This is a genomic window from Bacillus sp. TH30 (genome assembly GCF_016650875.1).
In the GTDB taxonomy this organism is placed as follows: Bacteria; Bacillota; Bacilli; order Bacillales; family Bacillaceae_G; genus Bacillus_A; species Bacillus_A mycoides.
Genome location: NZ_JAEKEY010000002.1, coordinates 1,601,943 through 1,620,283 on the forward strand (window position 1 = coordinate 1,601,943; position 18,341 = coordinate 1,620,283).

At 34.6% G+C, this 18,341-nt stretch carries 21 protein-coding genes and 4 pseudogenes; 4 read left to right on the forward strand and 21 right to left on the reverse strand.

Annotated elements, in window-relative coordinates; all coding sequences use genetic code 11:
* Positions 1–44 precede the first annotated feature (44 nt).
* Positions 45–314, reverse strand: a pseudogene (locus tag JFU20_RS10470) (hypothetical protein); the annotation flags it as partial.
* Positions 315–852: 538 nt separating this feature from the next.
* Here JFU20_RS10470 and blaIII point away from each other — a divergent pair.
* A complete protein-coding gene (blaIII, locus tag JFU20_RS10475; protein WP_201038600.1) occupies positions 853–1,800 on the forward strand; it encodes a class A beta-lactamase BlaIII in 948 nt (315 codons plus the stop codon).
* 217 nt (positions 1,801–2,017) lie between these two features.
* On the opposite strand, the gene JFU20_RS10480 is transcribed toward blaIII, so the two are convergent.
* The 6 genes from JFU20_RS10480 to JFU20_RS10505 form a co-directional block, all read right to left on the reverse strand.
* Positions 2,018–2,176 carry a hypothetical protein gene (locus JFU20_RS10480; RefSeq protein WP_002087303.1) on the reverse strand — a complete coding sequence of 53 codons (159 nt, stop codon included), beginning with the start codon at positions 2,174–2,176 and terminating at the stop codon, positions 2,018–2,020.
* Positions 2,177–2,327: 151 nt separating this feature from the next.
* Complete coding sequence (locus tag JFU20_RS10485) at positions 2,328–2,489, reverse strand: hypothetical protein (RefSeq protein ID WP_002166276.1); 162 nt, start codon at positions 2,487–2,489, stop codon at positions 2,328–2,330.
* Positions 2,490–2,777: 288 nt separating this feature from the next.
* A complete protein-coding gene (locus JFU20_RS10490; RefSeq protein ID WP_002016512.1) occupies positions 2,778–3,302 on the reverse strand; it encodes a hypothetical protein in 525 nt (174 codons plus the stop codon).
* A gap of 385 nt (positions 3,303–3,687) precedes the next feature.
* Entirely contained in the window at positions 3,688–4,071 is a 384-nt protein-coding gene (locus JFU20_RS10495) for a DUF1433 domain-containing protein (protein ID WP_201038601.1), read from the reverse strand.
* A gap of 81 nt (positions 4,072–4,152) precedes the next feature.
* Positions 4,153–4,536, reverse strand: a complete 384-nt coding sequence (locus tag JFU20_RS10500; RefSeq protein WP_201038602.1) for a DUF1433 domain-containing protein — start codon at positions 4,534–4,536, stop codon at positions 4,153–4,155.
* A gap of 81 nt (positions 4,537–4,617) precedes the next feature.
* Positions 4,618–5,001 (reverse strand): DUF1433 domain-containing protein, encoded by a 384-nt coding sequence (locus JFU20_RS10505; protein ID WP_000728341.1) that lies wholly within the window; start codon positions 4,999–5,001, stop codon positions 4,618–4,620.
* 58 nt (positions 5,002–5,059) lie between these two features.
* On the opposite strand from JFU20_RS10505, the gene JFU20_RS10510 reads away from it, so the two are divergent.
* From JFU20_RS10510 to JFU20_RS10520, 3 genes and pseudogenes are all read left to right on the forward strand, one after another.
* Positions 5,060–6,223: an alpha/beta hydrolase family protein gene (locus tag JFU20_RS10510; RefSeq protein ID WP_002016509.1), complete on the forward strand. Its 1,164-nt coding sequence runs from the start codon at positions 5,060–5,062 to the stop codon at positions 6,221–6,223.
* A 1-nt stretch (position 6,224) separates the two neighbouring features.
* Positions 6,225–6,608: a hypothetical protein gene (locus tag JFU20_RS10515; protein ID WP_002166281.1), complete on the forward strand. Its 384-nt coding sequence runs from the start codon at positions 6,225–6,227 to the stop codon at positions 6,606–6,608.
* 215 nt (positions 6,609–6,823) lie between these two features.
* Positions 6,824–7,277 (forward strand): annotated as a pseudogene (locus JFU20_RS10520) (tyrosine-type recombinase/integrase); the annotation flags it as partial.
* Positions 7,278–7,331: 54 nt separating this feature from the next.
* Here the strand turns inward: JFU20_RS10520 and JFU20_RS30175 are convergent.
* The 14 genes and pseudogenes from JFU20_RS30175 to JFU20_RS10590 form a co-directional block, all read right to left on the reverse strand.
* A pseudogene (locus JFU20_RS30175) lies at positions 7,332–7,475 on the reverse strand (SMI1/KNR4 family protein); the annotation flags it as partial.
* A 265-nt stretch (positions 7,476–7,740) separates the two neighbouring features.
* On the reverse strand, positions 7,741–8,094 hold the full coding sequence (locus JFU20_RS10530; RefSeq protein ID WP_000877044.1) for a type II toxin-antitoxin system toxin: 354 nt from the start codon (positions 8,092–8,094) through the stop codon (positions 7,741–7,743).
* Positions 8,095–8,127: 33 nt separating this feature from the next.
* Positions 8,128–9,780, reverse strand: coding sequence for an EndoU domain-containing protein (locus tag JFU20_RS10535; protein WP_201038603.1), 1,653 nt, complete (start codon positions 9,778–9,780; stop codon positions 8,128–8,130).
* Positions 9,777–10,139, reverse strand: coding sequence for a DUF3958 family protein (locus tag JFU20_RS10540; protein WP_002166286.1), 363 nt, complete (start codon positions 10,137–10,139; stop codon positions 9,777–9,779). Before JFU20_RS10540 ends, JFU20_RS10535 begins: the two co-directional genes overlap by 4 nt.
* A 41-nt stretch (positions 10,140–10,180) precedes the next feature.
* Positions 10,181–10,456 (reverse strand): TIGR04197 family type VII secretion effector, encoded by a 276-nt coding sequence (locus JFU20_RS10545; protein ID WP_002125601.1) that lies wholly within the window; start codon positions 10,454–10,456, stop codon positions 10,181–10,183.
* Between the two features lie 186 nt (positions 10,457–10,642).
* Positions 10,643–10,939: a WXG100 family type VII secretion target gene (locus tag JFU20_RS10550; protein WP_000918596.1), complete on the reverse strand. Its 297-nt coding sequence runs from the start codon at positions 10,937–10,939 to the stop codon at positions 10,643–10,645.
* Between the two features lie 149 nt (positions 10,940–11,088).
* Positions 11,089–11,241 carry an ornithine cyclodeaminase gene (locus tag JFU20_RS30415; RefSeq protein ID WP_265182787.1) on the reverse strand — a complete coding sequence of 51 codons (153 nt, stop codon included), beginning with the start codon at positions 11,239–11,241 and terminating at the stop codon, positions 11,089–11,091.
* A 124-nt stretch (positions 11,242–11,365) separates the two neighbouring features.
* On the reverse strand, positions 11,366–11,995 hold the full coding sequence (locus tag JFU20_RS10560) for a hypothetical protein (protein ID WP_002010871.1): 630 nt from the start codon (positions 11,993–11,995) through the stop codon (positions 11,366–11,368).
* Between the two features lie 169 nt (positions 11,996–12,164).
* Positions 12,165–12,387: pseudogene (locus tag JFU20_RS10565) on the reverse strand (GIY-YIG nuclease family protein); the annotation flags it as partial.
* Between the two features lie 117 nt (positions 12,388–12,504).
* A complete protein-coding gene (locus tag JFU20_RS10570) occupies positions 12,505–13,476 on the reverse strand; it encodes an ABC transporter ATP-binding protein (RefSeq protein ID WP_002166287.1) in 972 nt (323 codons plus the stop codon).
* Positions 13,469–14,461: an ABC transporter ATP-binding protein gene (locus JFU20_RS10575; protein ID WP_201038604.1), complete on the reverse strand. Its 993-nt coding sequence runs from the start codon at positions 14,459–14,461 to the stop codon at positions 13,469–13,471. Before JFU20_RS10575 ends, JFU20_RS10570 begins: the two co-directional genes overlap by 8 nt.
* A 26-nt stretch (positions 14,462–14,487) precedes the next feature.
* Positions 14,488–15,339 carry an ABC transporter permease gene (locus JFU20_RS10580; RefSeq protein ID WP_002010878.1) on the reverse strand — a complete coding sequence of 284 codons (852 nt, stop codon included), beginning with the start codon at positions 15,337–15,339 and terminating at the stop codon, positions 14,488–14,490.
* Positions 15,340–15,345: 6 nt separating this feature from the next.
* On the reverse strand, positions 15,346–16,296 hold the full coding sequence (locus JFU20_RS10585; RefSeq protein ID WP_201038605.1) for an ABC transporter permease: 951 nt from the start codon (positions 16,294–16,296) through the stop codon (positions 15,346–15,348).
* A 197-nt stretch (positions 16,297–16,493) separates the two neighbouring features.
* Positions 16,494–18,080 carry an ABC transporter substrate-binding protein gene (locus JFU20_RS10590; protein WP_201038606.1) on the reverse strand — a complete coding sequence of 529 codons (1,587 nt, stop codon included), beginning with the start codon at positions 18,078–18,080 and terminating at the stop codon, positions 16,494–16,496.
* Positions 18,081–18,341 lie beyond the last annotated feature (261 nt).

An 18,341-nucleotide genomic window follows, 5' to 3' on the forward strand; every position in this document is an offset into this window, starting at 1 on the left:
ATATTATTTCCGAATGTAATAGTGCATTTAATCCAAATCTTTCATTCCATAGCAGCAAATGTTCCGTCGATGTGAGAAAGAGCATACACAGCGCCCTCAACACTATCTATTGGATGTAAAATTGTGTTTAATATTCCTTTAGGTTCATCTAACACCGCTTCATTTTGCCCTTTTTTGTAGTTATGATATTGCCCGATAATAGGAGTATTTTCTATCTGGCGAATAAATTTTTCGTACAACTGACCCATCGCTTCTACGTTATTTTCAACAGTATCTTTAAGTTTATCAAACAACGTTTCTTCTATGTTCTTCGTTTACCCGAACTCGATTTGCTTTATCTAAAAAAGCATAATTCATTAATATACAATTTAAAAACCTCTACTTACATGTAGAGGTTTTTGTATGACGAAAAAACACATAGTTCCATTGTTATTTTACAAACCCCAAATTCTTCCTCATCTTAAAGTGGAACAAATTTATTACTTAGAGTGTCTAATAAGTGTATTTCTAATATTAGTTGTCCAGATTGGATACAACATATCCCGTTTGACATCTATTTTTATGTATTACAAAAAAAGAAAGGACTTATTATTCCCAAAAGTAAAAAACATGTATTGTAAGACTACGGTTAAGTATTACAAGTTTAATACTTTCACAGGTGAACCATTACAAGTAGCAACAAAAAAGAAACACCCCAAACCGTGATTTATCAATCATATAAACGTTTTGGATGTCCTTTAACCTGTGAAATTTTAGCTGCAGTAGTATTGTTACCCTATGCTATCTTTAATTGCATTGGTATTTAGAATACCTAGACAAAATCCATATATTCTTGAAAGAGGTTGAAAATTTATGTTCGTTTTAAACAAGTTCTTTAACATTTTACATTACAAAAAGATTGTGCCTGTAGTATTACTTTCATGTGTATCACTTATAGGCTGTTCCAATAGTAACACTCAATCTGAACCACCTAAACAAACGAATCAAGCTAATCAAATTAAACAAGAAAATACAGGTAATCAATCTTTCGTTAAACTTGAAAAAGAATATGATGCTAAGCTTGGTATTTATGCACTGGACACAGGTACGAATCAAACTGTTGCTTATCATTCAGATGATCGTTTTGCATTTGCATCTACATCTAAATCATTAGCTGTGGGCGCTCTTTTACGCAAGAACTCATTAGAAGCTCTTGATCAAAGGATTACGTATACTCATGAAGATCTTTCTAATTATAATCCAATTACTGAAAAGCATGTTGATACAGGAATGACGTTAAAAGAACTTGCAGATGCTTCTGTTCGATATAGTGACAGCACAGCACATAATTTGATTCTTAAACAGTTAGGGGGCCCCTCTGAATTTGAAAAAATCTTGAGAGAAATGGGAGATACTGTTACTACTTCAGAACGATTTGAACCTGAATTAAATGAAGTGCATCCAGGAGAAACACATGATACCAGTACACCAGAAGCGATAGCTAAGACACTTCAATCATTTACATTAGGAACTGCACTTCCAATAGAAAAACGTGAACTATTAGTAGATTGGATGAAGAGAAATACAACTGGAGATAAATTGATTCGTGCGGGCGTACCAAAAGGATGGGAAGTAGCTGATAAAACAGGCGCGGGATCTTACGGAACAAGAAATGATATCGCAATTATTTGGCCACCAAATAAAAAGCCGATTGTTCTTGCTATACTTTCTAATCATGATAAAGAAGATGCTAAATACGATGATAAACTTATTGCAGACGCAACCAAGGTCGTGTTAAATACCTTAAAAGCTACGGAATAAATGATAATAGGTTAAAAGTTTTCTATTTTAGGCGGGTGTTTTCATCAACTAAAAATTTAATAGTGTCCCAAAAATGAAATTTGGTGCTAACTTGTAATAAAAAGCTCATTTTTATTGTTTGGGGATAAATGATTCTTTAAGCTTGATGGCAATTTGGTGCTATCCCTAAAACATCTGGACTGTAATAGCCAACTAAAAAATGCAAACAAAAAGACCTTTAATCAGTCGTTTTGTTTGCATTTCCTTTTTCTAAAACTACAGAAAAGATAAGTACTATAGTTAACACCATAATAAACCTTACTTCACTTCCATCACTTACAAAAAATGAATACAAAGTATAAATTAAAATTAATATTCCATAAATAACTTTGTGCAATGAACTCCCCCCCTTTTTGCCGTATATATTTTAGTGTAAAAATTTAATTCAAGCCCTATATCAAAATGAAAATAAAAAGCACCTGTGATATACACAAAGTGCTTTTCTCTTGTCAATTTATCTATTTTCACTATATTTATCTATTTTCTTTTTATAACTCAAATTTCTTCGAATCGTACTTTTCTAGAGTTTGCTGCAATTCATTTTGTTCATATGGAATATGTTTATCTGTCTGTACATCTTCAACATTTTCTTCACCTGTTAATAATCTCCTATACTTAAAAGAGTGCCCTGTTAATACTGTTGTAATCATTTTGTATTGCCCTCCTTTTGTTTGATTACTTGTATCATAAAACAAGTATCTGAAGTTGATATGTAGTCCATCTAGAGTGTATGTAAATTTAAAAAAATCTCTAATAAAATGTTTATGTTGTAACGTTACCACCAAAACTAGTGCTTCCAACACCATGATTTGAAGAGACAGTAACCTATATTCTAGCCTCAATTCCTCCTACAGTTCTATATTGAGTAAAACTAGTTAATCCCTACAATATAAAAAGAGCACCCCTTTTGGATGCTCTTCGTTATAACTATATATTATTTAATTTCCTTCTTTTGTTGGTACCATTTTTCCTTCTTGAGAGTCTGTACCTTCTGTTCTTTCAACAGTTTTTGCATGTTCTGGTTTTTCAGGGGCTCCCATTTCAAATCCAGATTGAGAATCTGTACCTTCTTTTGCTGGTACCATTTTTCCTTCTTGAGAACCTGTACCTTCTGTTCTTTCAACAGTTTTTGCATGTTCTGGTTTTTCAGGGGCTCCCATTTCAAATCCTGGTTGAGAATCTGTACCTTCTTTTGTTGGTACCATTTTTCCTTCTTGAGAACCTGTACCTTCTGTTCTTTCAACAGTTTTTACATCTCCTTTAGGAGTTGCTGGCACTGCATCTTTAGGTAAATCAAAGTTTTGTGAGAAAGACGTTGTTCCATCTGCACTCTGTGTAATTACTTGATTGGAACTATTTTCATTTGACTTTAAATTGTCCATTTTCGCATCATCTGCACCTACTGCACCTCCCGCTACCAATCCTGTACTTAAAAGTGCTCCTGCTAATAATGTTTTAATCATTTTTCATTACCTCCTGTTTATTTGTAATATTCATCAAAAAAGTATCTAGAGTTAATGTTTTAGTCATTATCTTTATCTACTTGCTTTTTGATTACATTTAGCATAAGACAAGAATCTATAGTTGATATGGACTGTATCTGGAGATTATGTAAAGAAAAATGGATGATCAATTGTATATCCTAATGGATGCTTAGACAAGATTGAAACTTTATATGAGCTTGAACAATTGAGTTCCCCTTTGTTTTTGGGTGTGAGGTTTTTAACTGGAGTGAAGTGAGGGACTAACCTTTTCTAATATGAAAGCAAACTTTTTATTATTAGTTCACATTCATATTTTCAACTCTTTTATTTTTCTATAATAAAAATAAAAGAGTAATCGCAAAGACTACTCTTGTTTCTTTTTCTTCTCTTCTTTTTGAATTTCAGATACTGATTTTTCAGGTTTTTTTACAAGTCCCCCTAATTTTCCAGAACGTGAAAGTTTATCTTCAAAATTCTTCGTAGTACTAATACTAGCTGAGAAATTCAATTCTTTATCATTATTTATATATCCATCCACAGAAGGAACTCCCATCGGATTTACTTCATGTTTTGTGAAAGTAATCGATTGCACATCTTTAATATTATAACGAATATACTTTTCTACTCGTGCTTCCTGTACTTTCCAAAATTGTTCTTCTTTTTCTTTTTGTTTTAAGTATTCCATAGTAAAATACCCTCCTGCTATGAGCATCACAGCAGATACAACCAAAATCATTACTTTCTTCATTGGAAATCCCCTTATATTCAAAGCTAGTTAACATATGCTCTTTCTAAAATAGGGTACAGAAGCCAAGAGTAGTTGCAAGAACTACTCTTGATTTTTTGCTTTCTCTTCATTTTCAATTTCAGATACAGATTTTTCAGGATCTTTTATAAGTTTCCCCAGTTCTCCAGAACGTCCGAAATCATCTTCAAAATTTCCCGTAGTACTTATACCAGCATCAAACCATAATGCCTTATCATCATTTATATACCCTCTTATATGAGGAACTCCCATTGGACTTACCTTATGTTCTATAAATGTACTAGATTTTACATCTTTAATATTATAGTGAATATACTTTTCTACTCGTTCTTTTTGCCCGTTCCAAAACTTTTCTTCTTTTTCTTTTTGTTTTAAGTATTCCATAGTAAAATATCCTCCTGCTATGAGCATCACAGCAGATACAACCAAAATCATTACTTTCTTCATTGGAAATCCCCTTATATTCAAAGCTAGTTAACATATGCTCTTTCTAAAATAGGGTACAGAAACCAAGAGTAGTTGCAAGAACTACTCTTGGTTTTTTGCTTTCTCTTCTTTTTCAATTTCGGATACGGATTTTTCAGGGTCTTTTATAAGTTTTCCTAATTTCCCAGAACGCGTAAATTTGTCTTCAAAGTTTTCAGTTGTACTTATACGAGCTATAAAATCTAATTCTTTATTATTATTTATATGTCCTTCTAAATAAGGAACGCCCATTGGACTTACATCTTTTTTTGTAAACGTAATAGATTTTACATCTTCAATATTATAACGAATATACTTTTCTACTCGTGCCTCTTGTGTTTTCCAAAACTTTTCTTCTTTTTCTTTTTGTTTTAAGTATTCCATAGTAAAATACCCTCCTGCTATAATACAAATAATAGATGAAATAATTACCAATTTCTTTTTCATTTAAAATCCCCTTGTATTTAAATATAGTTAAAATATACCATGAAGCGAGTTGAGATATATGAATGAATTAAAAAAAAATCCAATTGCGACAGATGAAGATTATTTCGAACTATCAGATCAAGTTTATAATCCCAAAGTTTTAGAAATTGAAAAAGAAATACAAGGTTCAAATAATAAAAAATGGGTGGTTATAGAAACATTTGATGCAGATGACACAAAAGTGAAAAATGGATTACAAGCAATCGCTGTAGTACCTGCAGATAAGTATAAACCAGATAAACTAAAATATGACGATGTAATCGTTGCATTCCGTGGTACTGAATTTGATAGATTCGATGGAGATAAAACTACAGATGTAGTTCAAATTACACTTGGGCAGAAAAAGAACCTTGGTGTAGCAGGCGAAAAGGTACCGACATCATTTGATAGTGCATTAGGATTTGCAGAAAAAATTAAGAAAAAATATAACCCTACATCTATTCACACTACCGGACATAGTAAAGGTGCTGCAGAAGCCCAATATGTAGCAGCAGAAATGGATTGTTATGCAACAACATATGCTGCACCAAATATTTATAGATTACTAAGTGATAAAGCAAAAAAACGAGTAGATGAAGGCGTAATGGAAAATAAAGTAGTAGATTATACTCATAAAAAAGATGCTGTAGGAAATTTCGATCAATTTGGAGCACCTATGATTGGTAAACAATTTACAACGAAAAGTAATGGAACAGATAGTATTCTCGCAGCGGTATTTATGGGACAACATCCAATGTCAACTTTTCTAGAAATGTTCCACAATAATGGTAGTGTTCGACTAGAATTAGAACCAGATGATATCATTCGTCATGCAAAAGAGATACAAAAAATAAGTGATATATTATCTGATATTATTAGAAATATAGAAAGATTTCAACAACAAGAAGAGGAGGAAGTTGCGAAATTAAAGAGTCAATTGAAGCATGAGACAGGCCCTGGAGGAAAATATCATCTATTAGAAGAACATGAAGTAGATGAGGCAATTAGAGAGGTTGCGAAAACATCCCAAAACGGAAAAGATTATTTTCATGATGTACAACTAGCAGAAGAACTAATTCATCTTTTACGGAAAAAACAAAAAGAATTGATTCATTTTGGAGATGATATTGCTTATGCAGCCAATTCGTTACGAGATAAAGATAATCAATTGGGGACAAATTTTGAAGGGCTGGCGGTGAGATAATATGATGGATTTTATAGTGGAAATTCAAAAAATAGAGAAAGAAATAGAGAAAGCTGCTGTAGGTGCAGTTGGAACTATTATGGATGAGTTGCAAGCTGTTAAAAAGCAATTAGAAAAAGAAATGCAACAATCATTTTTAAAAACTGATGTAGCATTCAAAACAAATAGCATAGTAACAAGTCAAAAACATGCCATTCAAAAAAATAATGAAGCCTTTCATGATGTATGCAAAAGTTTATCTGAACGAGGAATTGAATTAAACAAAAGTTTTGAAAGTAAAACAGGTAGTGCAATAAAAGAAACATTACATAAACATCTCGATCAAATTCGAAATGAAATGATTTCTAAACAATATGATTTAATTAATAGTTGTGGAAAGAAATAAAAAAATAAAGAATTGCTATTATTATTTTAATCTATATGCATACAAAAAAGTCCTCTTATATAGGACTTTTTTGTTATTTCGAAAGTAAACTTTTCAATATTAGTTTGCATTCATTACCGCTAAATCATTGACTCCTCACTAAATAACCTGAAAGCCTCAGTTCACGAAACAAAAATATACATTCAAAACACTGTGAATAAAAGAGTCTAAAATCCATGAACAAAAAACCAAATCTCATTGATGTCCACCCCATCAGAAGTAAAGAACAGCTTGAAGATATGAAATGGGCTCTCAAACGTCATTATTCTGAACGAGACTATATGCTCTTCCTTATTGGGATCCATACAGGATTATGTGTCAGCGATCTACTCCAAATTCAAACAAAAACCATCGTAAAGTTAAAACGGAAAAAGATAAAAGAATTCAAAATCAAAGAGGGGGAAACGAAGAAAGAACGCATGATTAATCTTACTTCTATTTTTGATGAAGTCTATTCGTATACCAAACTCTAGAAAATACCTGGTTATTCCCATCCCGAAAAAGAGATCCATCCATTAGTAAGATCCAGGCTTATCGGCAATTACAAAAAGCCGGAGATTTTGCCGATATAGAATCCATCTGGACTCACACCTGCGGAAAACCTTCGGCTATTGGTTTTATAAACAAACATAAGAAACGTCCAATTAAAAGTTCGTTTTTTTCATGTAAAAAAACATTAGTAATTGGAATAGAACCATTATATTTTTTCAAAAAATCTATAAAATCAGTTGGTAATTTTATCTCACAATATTCCTCAAATGATTCAATTAATTCATCATTTGGTGATTGAAGTTTACTACCATTTTTAATCTTCATTTTGAATTTCATTCCAATATTCAGGAAAAAAACGAAGATTTCGCTTGTTTTGGAAGACCCCTACTTTTAACTTCTGCAACATATACTCCTACAGAATTTGGTTTCCTAATAATGTGAACTATCTCTCCACCCATCATCATATCTAAATACCTTTAGATTCTTTTGCAATGACTATTGCTGATAATTATCTAGGAAAAAAGACTTTAAAACCTGAGATAATGGGAGAAATATGAAATAATAGATAGAGCTGACTTCTATAAGAAGTCAGCTCTATCTATTATTTCAATTCTTTATTTTTTCCTTTTTTAAATTCTTTTTGTTTATCTAGCCAAATATGAATTAAATCTACTAATTCAATCGTTTCTATCTCACAAAAATCTCCCTTACCATCTTCAGCCAAATTGTCTAGGACAGTAGTTGTATCTTTCCGAATTTCTAAACCGCAAATGTTTCCATTTACTACTACGTAATTTTCTTTCCCATTTAAAACACTATGTATTTCTTCTAAAATCCAATCTCCAAACGCAGAAACTTCAACACCTAAAAAAGTCTCAATAAGTTTAATTTCTTGAGGAAGCCTCATAACTAGTTTTCCATTGGTAAGTACTTCAAAGCTATATGGATATTTCATTACTATTGTACTCCTTTATACTAAAGATAAAATTTATTCCGATGGGAAAGCAGAGATAATTTTCCCATTCCCATCTATATACATGCTAATCCTTATACCCTCTGAACCTATTCCAGAATATGTGTTACCAAATTCATACGTTCTATTATTATATGCTTCATTTATATTATCTACAATCTTTTGTGGGCTCCAATCTTTAGGGAAAAATGTGGAAAATCCTCTATTTCCAGTTTTAGGGGTTCCATTTACTTCTACCCTAGCTTTATAGATGCCTTGATCATTTAATATCTCTTCTGTTCCGCTAATTATTTTTCCAGGTGTATTCTCCAATACTTCAGTATGATAACCCATTGCGTCACCACGCCAATTTATTTCACCCTCTAGGATATGTTTGAGTGTATTTGGTCTAAATTTTTCTGTATGTTGTAAATTAGATATAATTTCCCTATTAGAAAGTGAAGATGTATGATTTTCATCAACAAAATTACTCCCACCGGAATCACTTTCACCCCTAGCAAACTGATAGGTCGACAGCTTTTCTTCAGCTTTTTTAAAATCAGGCGTATCAGATCTAAATCGCAAACTATTTCCACCAGCAAAAGCAAAGCGATCTCCCAATTGTAAATTACTTGTAATATGTGAAATAGCTTGCGGAATCTTATTTTTTGCTAGTTTGGTCACTTTACCCGCTTGACCTAATTTACTTGCTTTACTTAATCCTTTATCACCAATAAGTCCTACTCCAACTTGTGTTAAAGCATAACTTCCCCATTTAGCACGACTTTCAGCATCTCCATTTATTACATCATTAATAAATGAATCTGACAATACATTATACATCGTACTGAGGGTATCAATAGGATGCAACGCAGCATTCCCCATGTTTTCCCACGTTTCCCATTTACCAAGTGCCTTAAACCCTTCTATAGTATCTTCAACCGCTTCCCCTGCACCTTCTACAATACCGTCCCGAATTTTTTCGAAAGTAGATTTTTCAGGTAGCTTACCACACATTGCCCCTTCTTCAATTGAACTACTTTTTAGAAGATTTTCAGACTGACGTGCCCTCTCTTCTCCAATCGATTGGATAGAAGTTGTCCAATCCATATTCAACCCTTGTGTACTAAATGTGCCACTTGCGGGACTAAATCCTTTTCCACTTTGAACTTCCGCCAAACCCGTCGCAATGCTAGACGCTAGTTGGAGTGCAGTATCATAATTACTACTAGAAGTAAAATTAAATTCATATAGATGTTCTAATTTTTCTTGCAGTTTTTTCCTCATGACAGTAAAAAGATTCGCCATAGCGTCCATACCCGGGATTGGCATAGCTTGACTAATGGCTTCCATACTTGCTTTCATTCGGTCAATGTCCCGAATCTGTTCTAATATTTCTTGTTCAATAACATCAGCCTGAGCTACCTGTGATTGAAATTGACTTGGAAAAGCATCATTCTGACGGATTAATTCTTCACATAAATAAATGATTCCTTGCGCTAAAGGACGAAAGGTTTGAACAAAAAATGCTTTTGCACTACTATATGTTTGCCCTTGTAACACAGTATCAACTGCAAAAGCGTCAATCGACTGAATCGCTTGTTCCATGCCTTGAATAGTAGCGATACATACAGCATTCATGCTTTGAGTTTGGCTTTGTACTTCTCCGAAATACATATTTAAACTCATGCATTGACCTCCCTTGCTAATTTTTGTTGTTGATAGGAAAGGTCGTTTTCTAAATCACTAAGGTCTCGTCTTTCTTTAAGCAACGTTTCTTTTTTGTTTTCCAATTCAAATGTGACTTTTCTTTCAACATGTTGTGCATCTTGATATGTATTCATAAGAAACTGAGACATTTCTCTATCACCATGCCAAGTTCCTAAAATTCGATCAAACAAACGATGGCTTCGACCTCTCCATTCATAAAAATCCGCTTCCGCTTGCTCCTGAATGTGAATCGCGGATTGATTTCGGTCTTGTTCTTCAAATACACTTCTTAACTTCTGATTTACTTGATTAATTTGTTTTTCAATATCTTGACTCATCATATTCCTCCTACCATTTTACCTTTACGTAGGTTGTCACATTAGCGAAAAGTGTTGTGAAGTTCGTTATCCATTCTCTCAAACTCTTGGGCTACTGAATGAATATTATCGACCGCTTGTTGAAAGGCAGTGGAAAATTGTTTCGTAAAATCTAACATTTGTTGATTCGCTTCTTGTGCTTTGGAGTTAACAGATAGTGTTGTACGCGTCGCCTTTGTTATAGGACGATTTGTTGCACTTTGGATTATATCCGAAGCTGTTCTCATCTGCGTAGCAATTTGTTGTGCCTTTTGAAAATTACTTTGAAATTGTCCCATCACTCAAATCCTTTCTCTAATTTTCAGAGCATGCCAAAGAAATCCCAATAAATATATGAAATTTCTCTATCAATATCACTCTTTTTAAACGTGTGTCCAGCTAAGCTGGGCACGCAATCAAATGAGCCATACATTATAAGCTGTATGGCTCATTTGAAATGCTTGTTATATAGAGTAAAACAATTTTTATTTCAAACCGAAATTACGTGATAATTCTTCATCATGAGAAGCAACAGCCTCTGCAGTTTTATTCAGCTGCATATTAATTTCTTGCAATAGCTGTGCAAAGTTTTGTACTTTTGGCTTTAATTCATTGAACTGTTGATCAAAACCTTCGAAAGCACGACCTTCCCATTCTCCTCTTAATTCATTTTGTAAGTTTTGTAATTGACGTAAAATATCCTCAATTTGATTTGCACCTTGTCCATATCGAGTCGCTTTTGATTTAAGCTCCTCTGGTGACATACGAATTTGTCCAGCCATTTTCATTTCCCCTTTAATACATAATAAGTAAAATATATTTTGGTTAATTTTACTAAAAATATTATAATGTATTATTTTGAACTTTTAAACATTTTATCTTTCTATTGAATATTAGAATATTATCAATTTTAATCATTAAATATTCTACTTTATCTTGCTTTACAAGATTTTATGCAAAAAAGAACACCAAAAGGCAGTCCCTCAAAACTCAATCCTATCCCGCACTCCACCGCTTTCTCATACAAATAATTCGCAACGATAATATCTACTACAGCCAAACCAACTGATTTGAAAATAGTAATCTCTTCGTCTAGGGGTAGCGTCCTATCTCCATCAACTTAAAAATTTAATAGTGTCCTCAGAACGGAATTTTGTGTTAACTTGTAACAAAAAAAAGAGGAGCCATCTCCTCTTAATAAATAAACACTATTTAATTTGTTCCTTATACTCATGGTTAACAAGTACATACCATTTTCCTGTATCAAATTTTTCTTTATTAATCACGTAAACTTTATTTTGTCTCCTTACCTCCCCTGGTTTTAATTCCTTAGTAATAGTAGAGGTCTCACCTTTTTCAACCTCATAACTACTAGCTGCCCACACATCACTTTGGTAAGCATTATCATTTTCATCCACTAAATCCACTGATGGTAAAACGGCTAATTTCATCGGTTCGTTTGTGATGTTTTTCCCTTCTGCTTCTACAACAATAAAGACATGTCCATCTTCAGGTTTTTGGAATCCTATACTTTCTTTACCAACCTTATCTCTTTCTACAACTCTTTTTACAGTTACATCAAATTTAGGTGTATGAAAATCCTTGTTTACAGCATACTCTTTTTCTTTTATTTTTGATTTCTCTTTTGTTTGTTCTGTATTTTTCTGCTTTGTATTCTCTTTCGTTTTCGCCTCATCAGTTGTTTGCACTTTCTTTTCTTCTTGTTTAGAATTAGTTTCTTTAGATTCTGAAGAAGTTTTGTCGGATGTATTGCCGCAACCAGATAAATTGAATACTAAAGCGCCCCCTAAAATACATGTAGTAAATTTTTTCAACATCTCTTTTTATCCCCCAATAACACGATATATAAATTCCTTACTTATCATAGCAAAAAATACGATCTTAAATTGTTGTATTTTGTCGAATGATTAAGAATAATCAATCGTTTTTATTACATATAAAAAACATGATCTTGATGTAGTACCAAGATCATGTTTTACGTTAATGTTATTTATAAAATACTTTATCCACATTATACTTCGCTTGAAATTCGTTAATCATATATGTTTCGTAAATTTCTCTTTCCATCGGATCTTCTACAATACACTTCATCACGATGATTTTTAATTGGTGATACATTATCTTCAAAATGCTTTTTAATACGTTGTCTTACTTTACGTGCTTTCCCAACAAAAAGAAGTTCATCATTAAAATTATAGTTAAAAAATAAGGAGAATTATATGATAGGAGATGCAAATATAAACAGTCGCTGGCCATTAGTCCACAAGTAATCCCACGCCCCTTCCAAAGAAAAAAAGCACCAGGTCCCCCCAGTGCTTTCCCCACTCTAAAACAAATGACAAGCCACCTCATGTCCCTTCGCAATCTCAACCATCTTTGGTACTTCCTGCGCGCATTTTTCAGTAGCGAATTTGCAGCGCGTTCTGAATTTGCAACCGGATGGTGAGTTTAGTGGGCTTGGTACTTCTCCCTCTAGAATGATCCGTTCTTTACCTGTGTTTGTTGGATCTGGTTCTGGCATGGATGAGAGTAGTGCTTGTGTGTATGGATGTGCCGGTTTGGTGTATAGGTCTTCGCTGTCGGCAATTTCTACTATGTTTCCTAAGTACATGACTCCGATTCGGTCTGATATGTGTCTTACCATGGATAGGTCATGTGCGATGAATAAGTATGTGACTCCTGTTTCTTCTTGAATATCCTGCAGCATGTTTACGACTTGTGCTTGGACTGAGACGTCTAGTGCTGAGATTGGTTCGTCACATAGGATGAAGTCCGGTTTTACAGATAGCGCGCGCGCGATGCTGATGCGCTGGCGCTGGCCTCCGCTAAATTCGTGCGGGTAGCGATATAGGTGTTCTTCTTTTAGGCCAACCTTTTTTAGAAGGTCTAAAATGATTTCTTTTCTTTCTTCTTCTTTGTAAGAGCCGTGAATGTTCATCGGTTCGCTAATAATTTGGAACACGTTCATCGTCGGATTTAATGATGCGTACGGGTCTTGGAAAATGATTTGCATTCGTTTTCGATATTCTTTTAGTTCACTTTCTTTTAGATCTGCGATATCTTTTCCATCAAATAGGATGTTACCTGAAGTGACGTCGTGTAAACGAATGATACTTCTTCCTGTCGTTGATTTTCCGCAGCCAGATTCTCCTACTAGTCCGAATGTTTCACCCTTTTTAATTGTGAAGCTAAGGTCATCGACTGCTTTTAATTGCTCTGTTTTTCTGCCGAATAGCCCCTTTTTAATAGGAAAATATTTTTTTAAGTTTCGAACTTCAATTAAGTTTTCTTCATGCATGTGAATCACCTACCGCCCTATCGTTTAACCAGCACATAGAGCGTCTTCCGTTTCCGATTTCAAAATATGGTGGACGTTCTTTTTCACAAATGTCCATTTTATGTGGGCAACGCTCTGCGAATGGGCACCCTTTCGGCGGGTCTAATAAGTTTGGCGTTACACCTTGAATCGGTGCTAGTCTTTCTTTTACTCCGTTCGATATTTTCGGCAGAGAGTTTAATAGCCCTTTCGTGTATGGATGATTCGGCGATTGGAAAATATCAAGTACATGTCCTTCTTCCATAATAAGTCCGCCGTACATAACGATAACGCGTGTACAGTTTTGCGCGACAATTCCAAGATCATGCGTAATAAGAAGTAACGACATATTCGTTTCGTTTTTTAAGTTTTTCATTAAATCTAGTATTTGCGCTTGTATCGTTACATCAAGCGCTGTCGTCGGTTCGTCCGCAATGAGAAGATCTGGGTTACAAGATATCGCCATTGCGATCATAACCCGCTGTTTCATTCCACCGCTTAATTCATGCGGATATTGTTTTACCCTTTCTTCTGGTGAAGAAAGACCGACTTGTTTTAGCAAGTTAACCGCGATGTGCTCTGCTTCTTTCTTTTTCACTTTTTGATGACGTATAATTACTTCCGTCATTTGCTTCCCAATTTTCACAACTGGGTTTAATGCCGACATTGGATCCTGGGATATAAGTGAAATTTGATTTCCTCTAATAGAGCGTAATTCTTTTTCCGATTTAGAAAGCACGTTTTCATTTTGAAAAAGAATCTCTCCTTCTTTCACTTTCCCTGGTGACGTAACGAGCGCCATAACGGATTTCGCCATAACACTCTTTCCGCTCCCAGACTCCCCAACAATCCCAACGACTTCTCCTTTATTTAAATGAAATGAAACGCCGCGAACAGCTTCTACTTCACCACTTTCTATGAAAAAAGAAGTCTTTAAATTTTTCACTTCTAATAGTTTTTCAGACACGCTTCTCACTCCTTTCACTTAACACTTTAGTTCTCATTCCCAGCCCCTTTTGGTGCGAAAGCTTTCTTGAGCGCTTCACCGATTACGTTAAAACTTAGTACAGTTAATAGAATAAGGAACCCTGGGAAGAGTGTTAAATACCAAGCTTCACCTATGTATCCTTGCGCATTATTTAGCATGCTGCCCCAAGAAGAGTCTGGTTCTCTAATACCTAAACCTAAGAAGCTAAGTGATGATTCCATTAAAATAGATGTCGCAATTGTTAATGTCGCTGCGATTATAATGGTCGATAAAATGTTTGGAATGATGTGCCTTACAATAATCATCAATGATTTTTGTCCTGATACTTTTGCGTATAACACGTACTCACGCTCTTTTACAGATAACGTTTCTGCCCTTACGATACGTGCGGTGTCCATCCACGTTAATAATCCGATAATAAGAACAAGCGTTGTAATTCCTGGTTTTAAATAAGCATTTAATAACAGCATTAAAAAGAATGATGGAATTGACATTAAAACTTCAACAATTCGCATTAAGAAGTTGTCTAACTTTCCGCCAAAATATCCGCTAATTGTTCCTACTGCGGTGCCGATTGTAATGGAAACTACCATCGCTAGAAAACCAACAGCAAGCGAAACTCTTCCGCCATATAACGCTCTCGTTAAGTAATCCCTTCCGTAATCATCTGTGCCGAAAGGATGACTTAAACTCGGTTCTTGTAAACGATCTGGAATCGACATTTTACTAGGATCATATGGCGATACGAATGCAAAAATTGATGCAATCGTTAAAACCGCAAGTATAATAACTCCCATTAGTACAAATTTATTTTTCGTAAAACTATTTTTTATCGTTTGAAATCTCCTATTATTCATTCCAAATCACCCCCTCATTCGAATGCGCGGATCTACTACGCCATATAAAATATCAGCAATTAAATTACCGAGAATTAACATGAATGATGATAGTAATGTAATTGCCATAATAATTGGATAATCAAATCTAAAAATAGCATTTACCCCGAGTGAACCAAGTCCCGGCCATGAGAATACTGTTTCCGTAATGAACGCTCCGCCTACTAAACTTGGAATGGATAATCCGAAGATTGTAATGATCGGTATTAATACGTTTCGAAGTACGTGATTAAATAAAACTGTTTTCTGTGAAGCACCGTACGCATATTGAATTTGTACGTAATCTTCCTCTAATTGCTGAATTGTACTTGAGCGAATATATCTCATATAGACAGAGATGTTTTGGAACGCTAGCACCATGCAAGGTAAAATACCGTGCTGGACAATATCCCAGAAGGAATCTTGACCGACTGTGCGCATACCCATACTCGGAAGCATGTTCAATTTTAAAGAGAATAAGTAGATTAATAGTAACGCGAACCAAAAGACTGGCATTGAGATTCCCACATAAGAGATGAAGTTCACAATGCGGTCAAAGATAGAGTTCTTTTTCACCCCTGTAAATAGTCCAAGCGGGATTGCGATTACAAATGAGACGAGTAAAGATGATCCCATTAACCCGATTGTTGCGGGTAATCTTTCTGTAATAAGTTCCAAAACAGGGCGGTGATTTTGAAGTGAGTATCCAAAATTCCCTGTTAAAATATTTTTTAGCCATAAAATATATTGCACGTAAATCGGCTGATCTAGTCCTAAACTTTTGCGAATACGTTCAACGTCAATCGGACTCATATTCGGCGTTACAAAGTTTCGAACGGGATCGCCCGGCGCTAGTTTTATTAATAGAAAAGAAATAATAGAAATAACAAATAAAAGCGGAATTGCATTTAAAAGCCTCTTTGCAATTACTTTATACACAAACTTCCCCCCTCAAGATAAAGTGAAACTTTAATCAGTGGGGGGTGTTTATCCCCCACTGATTATTAGTTGAACCAATCGGGCTTTAACGGGCAGTCCGACTCCAACCTCGCATTCGCCGAATTTTGAAGTCGGAGTCTTATTGCCCGTTAAAGCGGGATAAAGAAGCTGATTTCCACCAGCTTCTTCACAGTTTCTTATTTCACTTCATAAATCTTCGATAGATCTTCAAACATTGTAACTGGAATTGCTTTTGCTTCTTTTAATCCATCAAACTTTTTATCTACTGCAATAACTGCTTTCGGATATGCGATTGGAAGATAAGGTAAGTCATCTCTCGCTGTATCTTGGATTTTATGGTATAGCTCTGCGCGTTTTGTTTTATCTGTTTCAACCGCAGCTTCTTCCCATAACTTATCAAAGTCAGCATTTTTATAACGTGCATAATTGTATTCTGCATTACTTAAGAATAAGCTCTTATATGAATCAGGCTCTGGTCCCATTATGTAACCACCGAATGTAATGTCATATTCTTTATTCTCTTTATCTAAGCCTTTTTCACTTGCTGCACTAGCATCTAATGCATTCAGTTCAACTTGTAAGCCAACTTCTTGTAATTTTTGCTGTGTATAAAGTGCTAGACTTTCCATAATTTTATTATTCGTTACATACATAACGCGTATTTTTTCTTTATCTTTCACACCAGCTTTTGCTAATAAATCTTTCGCTTCTTTTTGATCATACTTATACTCTTTAATATCTTTCGCATAATACATAGCGTCTGGCGTTAAGATTGAATTTGCCGGTTCTGCAAATTGACTAGAAACGAATGCTGAGTTAATCATTTCTTTCTTATCTAATGCATGCGCAATTGCTTGGCGCACTTCTTTTTTCTTCATAAGATCTGTATTTTGGTTATAAGATAAGTAGAATAATCTACCTTCAGGGAATGTCACCATTGAGAAGTTCCCAGTGCTATCTAATTTCTTAAAGTCTTGCGGCTCAATCATCTTCATGTTGATTTGACCATTTTGTAGTGAAACATTTGCCGTATTACGGTCTTTTACAACACGATATACGATAGAGTCTAATTTAGCTTTACCACCGACATAATCATCGAAACGATCTAATGCAACGTACTCATCTGATTTATACTCTTTAAACTTAAATGGACCTGATCCTACAGGCTGTAGGTTTTTCTTACTCTTCACTAAATCCGCTTCACCTTCAAATACATGTTTTGGAATTGGGAAGAAATCATTCATAACCCCTTCGAAAGATGCACTTACTTGTGGTAATACAAATTGAGTCGTTAGCTCATCCACTTTTTTCACCTCAAGTGGCTTTCCTTTAAAAATAAAGTTTTCACGGCTTGAACTATTTTGCTTCTCATCTAAAATAGATTGGAATGTAAACGCTATATCGTCTGATGTAATTTTCTTACCATCATGCCATTTCAAATTATCCTTTAATTTTAAAGTCCATGTTAATTGATCCTCTGAAGGCGTAAAGCTCTCAGCAAGAACAAACTTTTTCTTACCGTCTTCCATATGATACAGCGGTGCATATAAAGCTTGCTGTATCGTTAACGACACACGATCATTCGCATAAAGCGGGTTCATCGTATCTGGATTATCACTAACACCAACTGTTAACGTTCCTCCATCTTTCGGAGTCCCTGATTTACTAGTTCCTGCTTGCTTCGAAGAATCTTTCTCCCCTGAGCAAGCCGCTAATGCAATAAGTAATAGTAGGACAAATGGTAATGCAAACAACTTCTTCATATTTCGACCCCTCTCGACTATTTACACCTATAAGAAAACTCGGAATTAATACCGAGTTTTCTTATAGGTTTTAAATTACCACTACCCGTATGTATTGTCAAACTTTTTCGCAAAGATAGACAGTTTGAAATCTATTAATGAATTCTTGCGATAAAGTGAAACTTTAATCAGTGGGGGTTTGTCCATCCCCCACTGATTATTAGCCTTCACCAATCGGGCTTTTACGGGCAGTTGATCTCCCACCTAACTCCTCCGCATTCG

Excerpts from the sequence above, each read along its gene's own strand:
- blaIII (WP_201038600.1), top strand. The coding sequence starts at position 853 with ATGTTCGTTTTAAACAAGTTCTTTAACATTTTACATTACAAAAAGATT.
- JFU20_RS10485 (WP_002166276.1), bottom strand. The coding sequence starts at position 2,489 with ATGATTACAACAGTATTAACAGGGCACTCTTTTAAGTATAGGAGATTA.
- JFU20_RS10490 (WP_002016512.1), bottom strand. The coding sequence starts at position 3,302 with ATGATTAAAACATTATTAGCAGGAGCACTTTTAAGTACAGGATTGGTA.
- JFU20_RS10495 (WP_201038601.1), bottom strand. The coding sequence starts at position 4,071 with ATGAAGAAAGTAATGATTTTGGTTGTATCTGCTGTGATGCTCATAGCA.
- JFU20_RS10500 (WP_201038602.1), bottom strand. The coding sequence starts at position 4,536 with ATGAAGAAAGTAATGATTTTGGTTGTATCTGCTGTGATGCTCATAGCA.
- JFU20_RS10505 (WP_000728341.1), bottom strand. The coding sequence starts at position 5,001 with ATGAAAAAGAAATTGGTAATTATTTCATCTATTATTTGTATTATAGCA.
- JFU20_RS10510 (WP_002016509.1), top strand. The coding sequence starts at position 5,060 with ATGAATGAATTAAAAAAAAATCCAATTGCGACAGATGAAGATTATTTC.
- JFU20_RS10515 (WP_002166281.1), top strand. The coding sequence starts at position 6,225 with ATGATGGATTTTATAGTGGAAATTCAAAAAATAGAGAAAGAAATAGAG.
- JFU20_RS10530 (WP_000877044.1), bottom strand. The coding sequence starts at position 8,094 with ATGAAATATCCATATAGCTTTGAAGTACTTACCAATGGAAAACTAGTT.
- JFU20_RS10535 (WP_201038603.1), bottom strand. The coding sequence starts at position 9,780 with ATGAGTTTAAATATGTATTTCGGAGAAGTACAAAGCCAAACTCAAAGC.
- JFU20_RS10540 (WP_002166286.1), bottom strand. The coding sequence starts at position 10,139 with ATGAGTCAAGATATTGAAAAACAAATTAATCAAGTAAATCAGAAGTTA.
- JFU20_RS10545 (WP_002125601.1), bottom strand. The coding sequence starts at position 10,456 with ATGGGACAATTTCAAAGTAATTTTCAAAAGGCACAACAAATTGCTACG.
- JFU20_RS10550 (WP_000918596.1), bottom strand. The coding sequence starts at position 10,939 with ATGGCTGGACAAATTCGTATGTCACCAGAGGAGCTTAAATCAAAAGCG.
- JFU20_RS10560 (WP_002010871.1), bottom strand. The coding sequence starts at position 11,995 with ATGTTGAAAAAATTTACTACATGTATTTTAGGGGGCGCTTTAGTATTC.
- JFU20_RS10570 (WP_002166287.1), bottom strand. The coding sequence starts at position 13,476 with ATGCATGAAGAAAACTTAATTGAAGTTCGAAACTTAAAAAAATATTTT.
- JFU20_RS10580 (WP_002010878.1), bottom strand. The coding sequence starts at position 15,339 with ATGAATAATAGGAGATTTCAAACGATAAAAAATAGTTTTACGAAAAAT.
- JFU20_RS10590 (WP_201038606.1), bottom strand. The coding sequence starts at position 18,080 with ATGAAGAAGTTGTTTGCATTACCATTTGTCCTACTATTACTTATTGCA.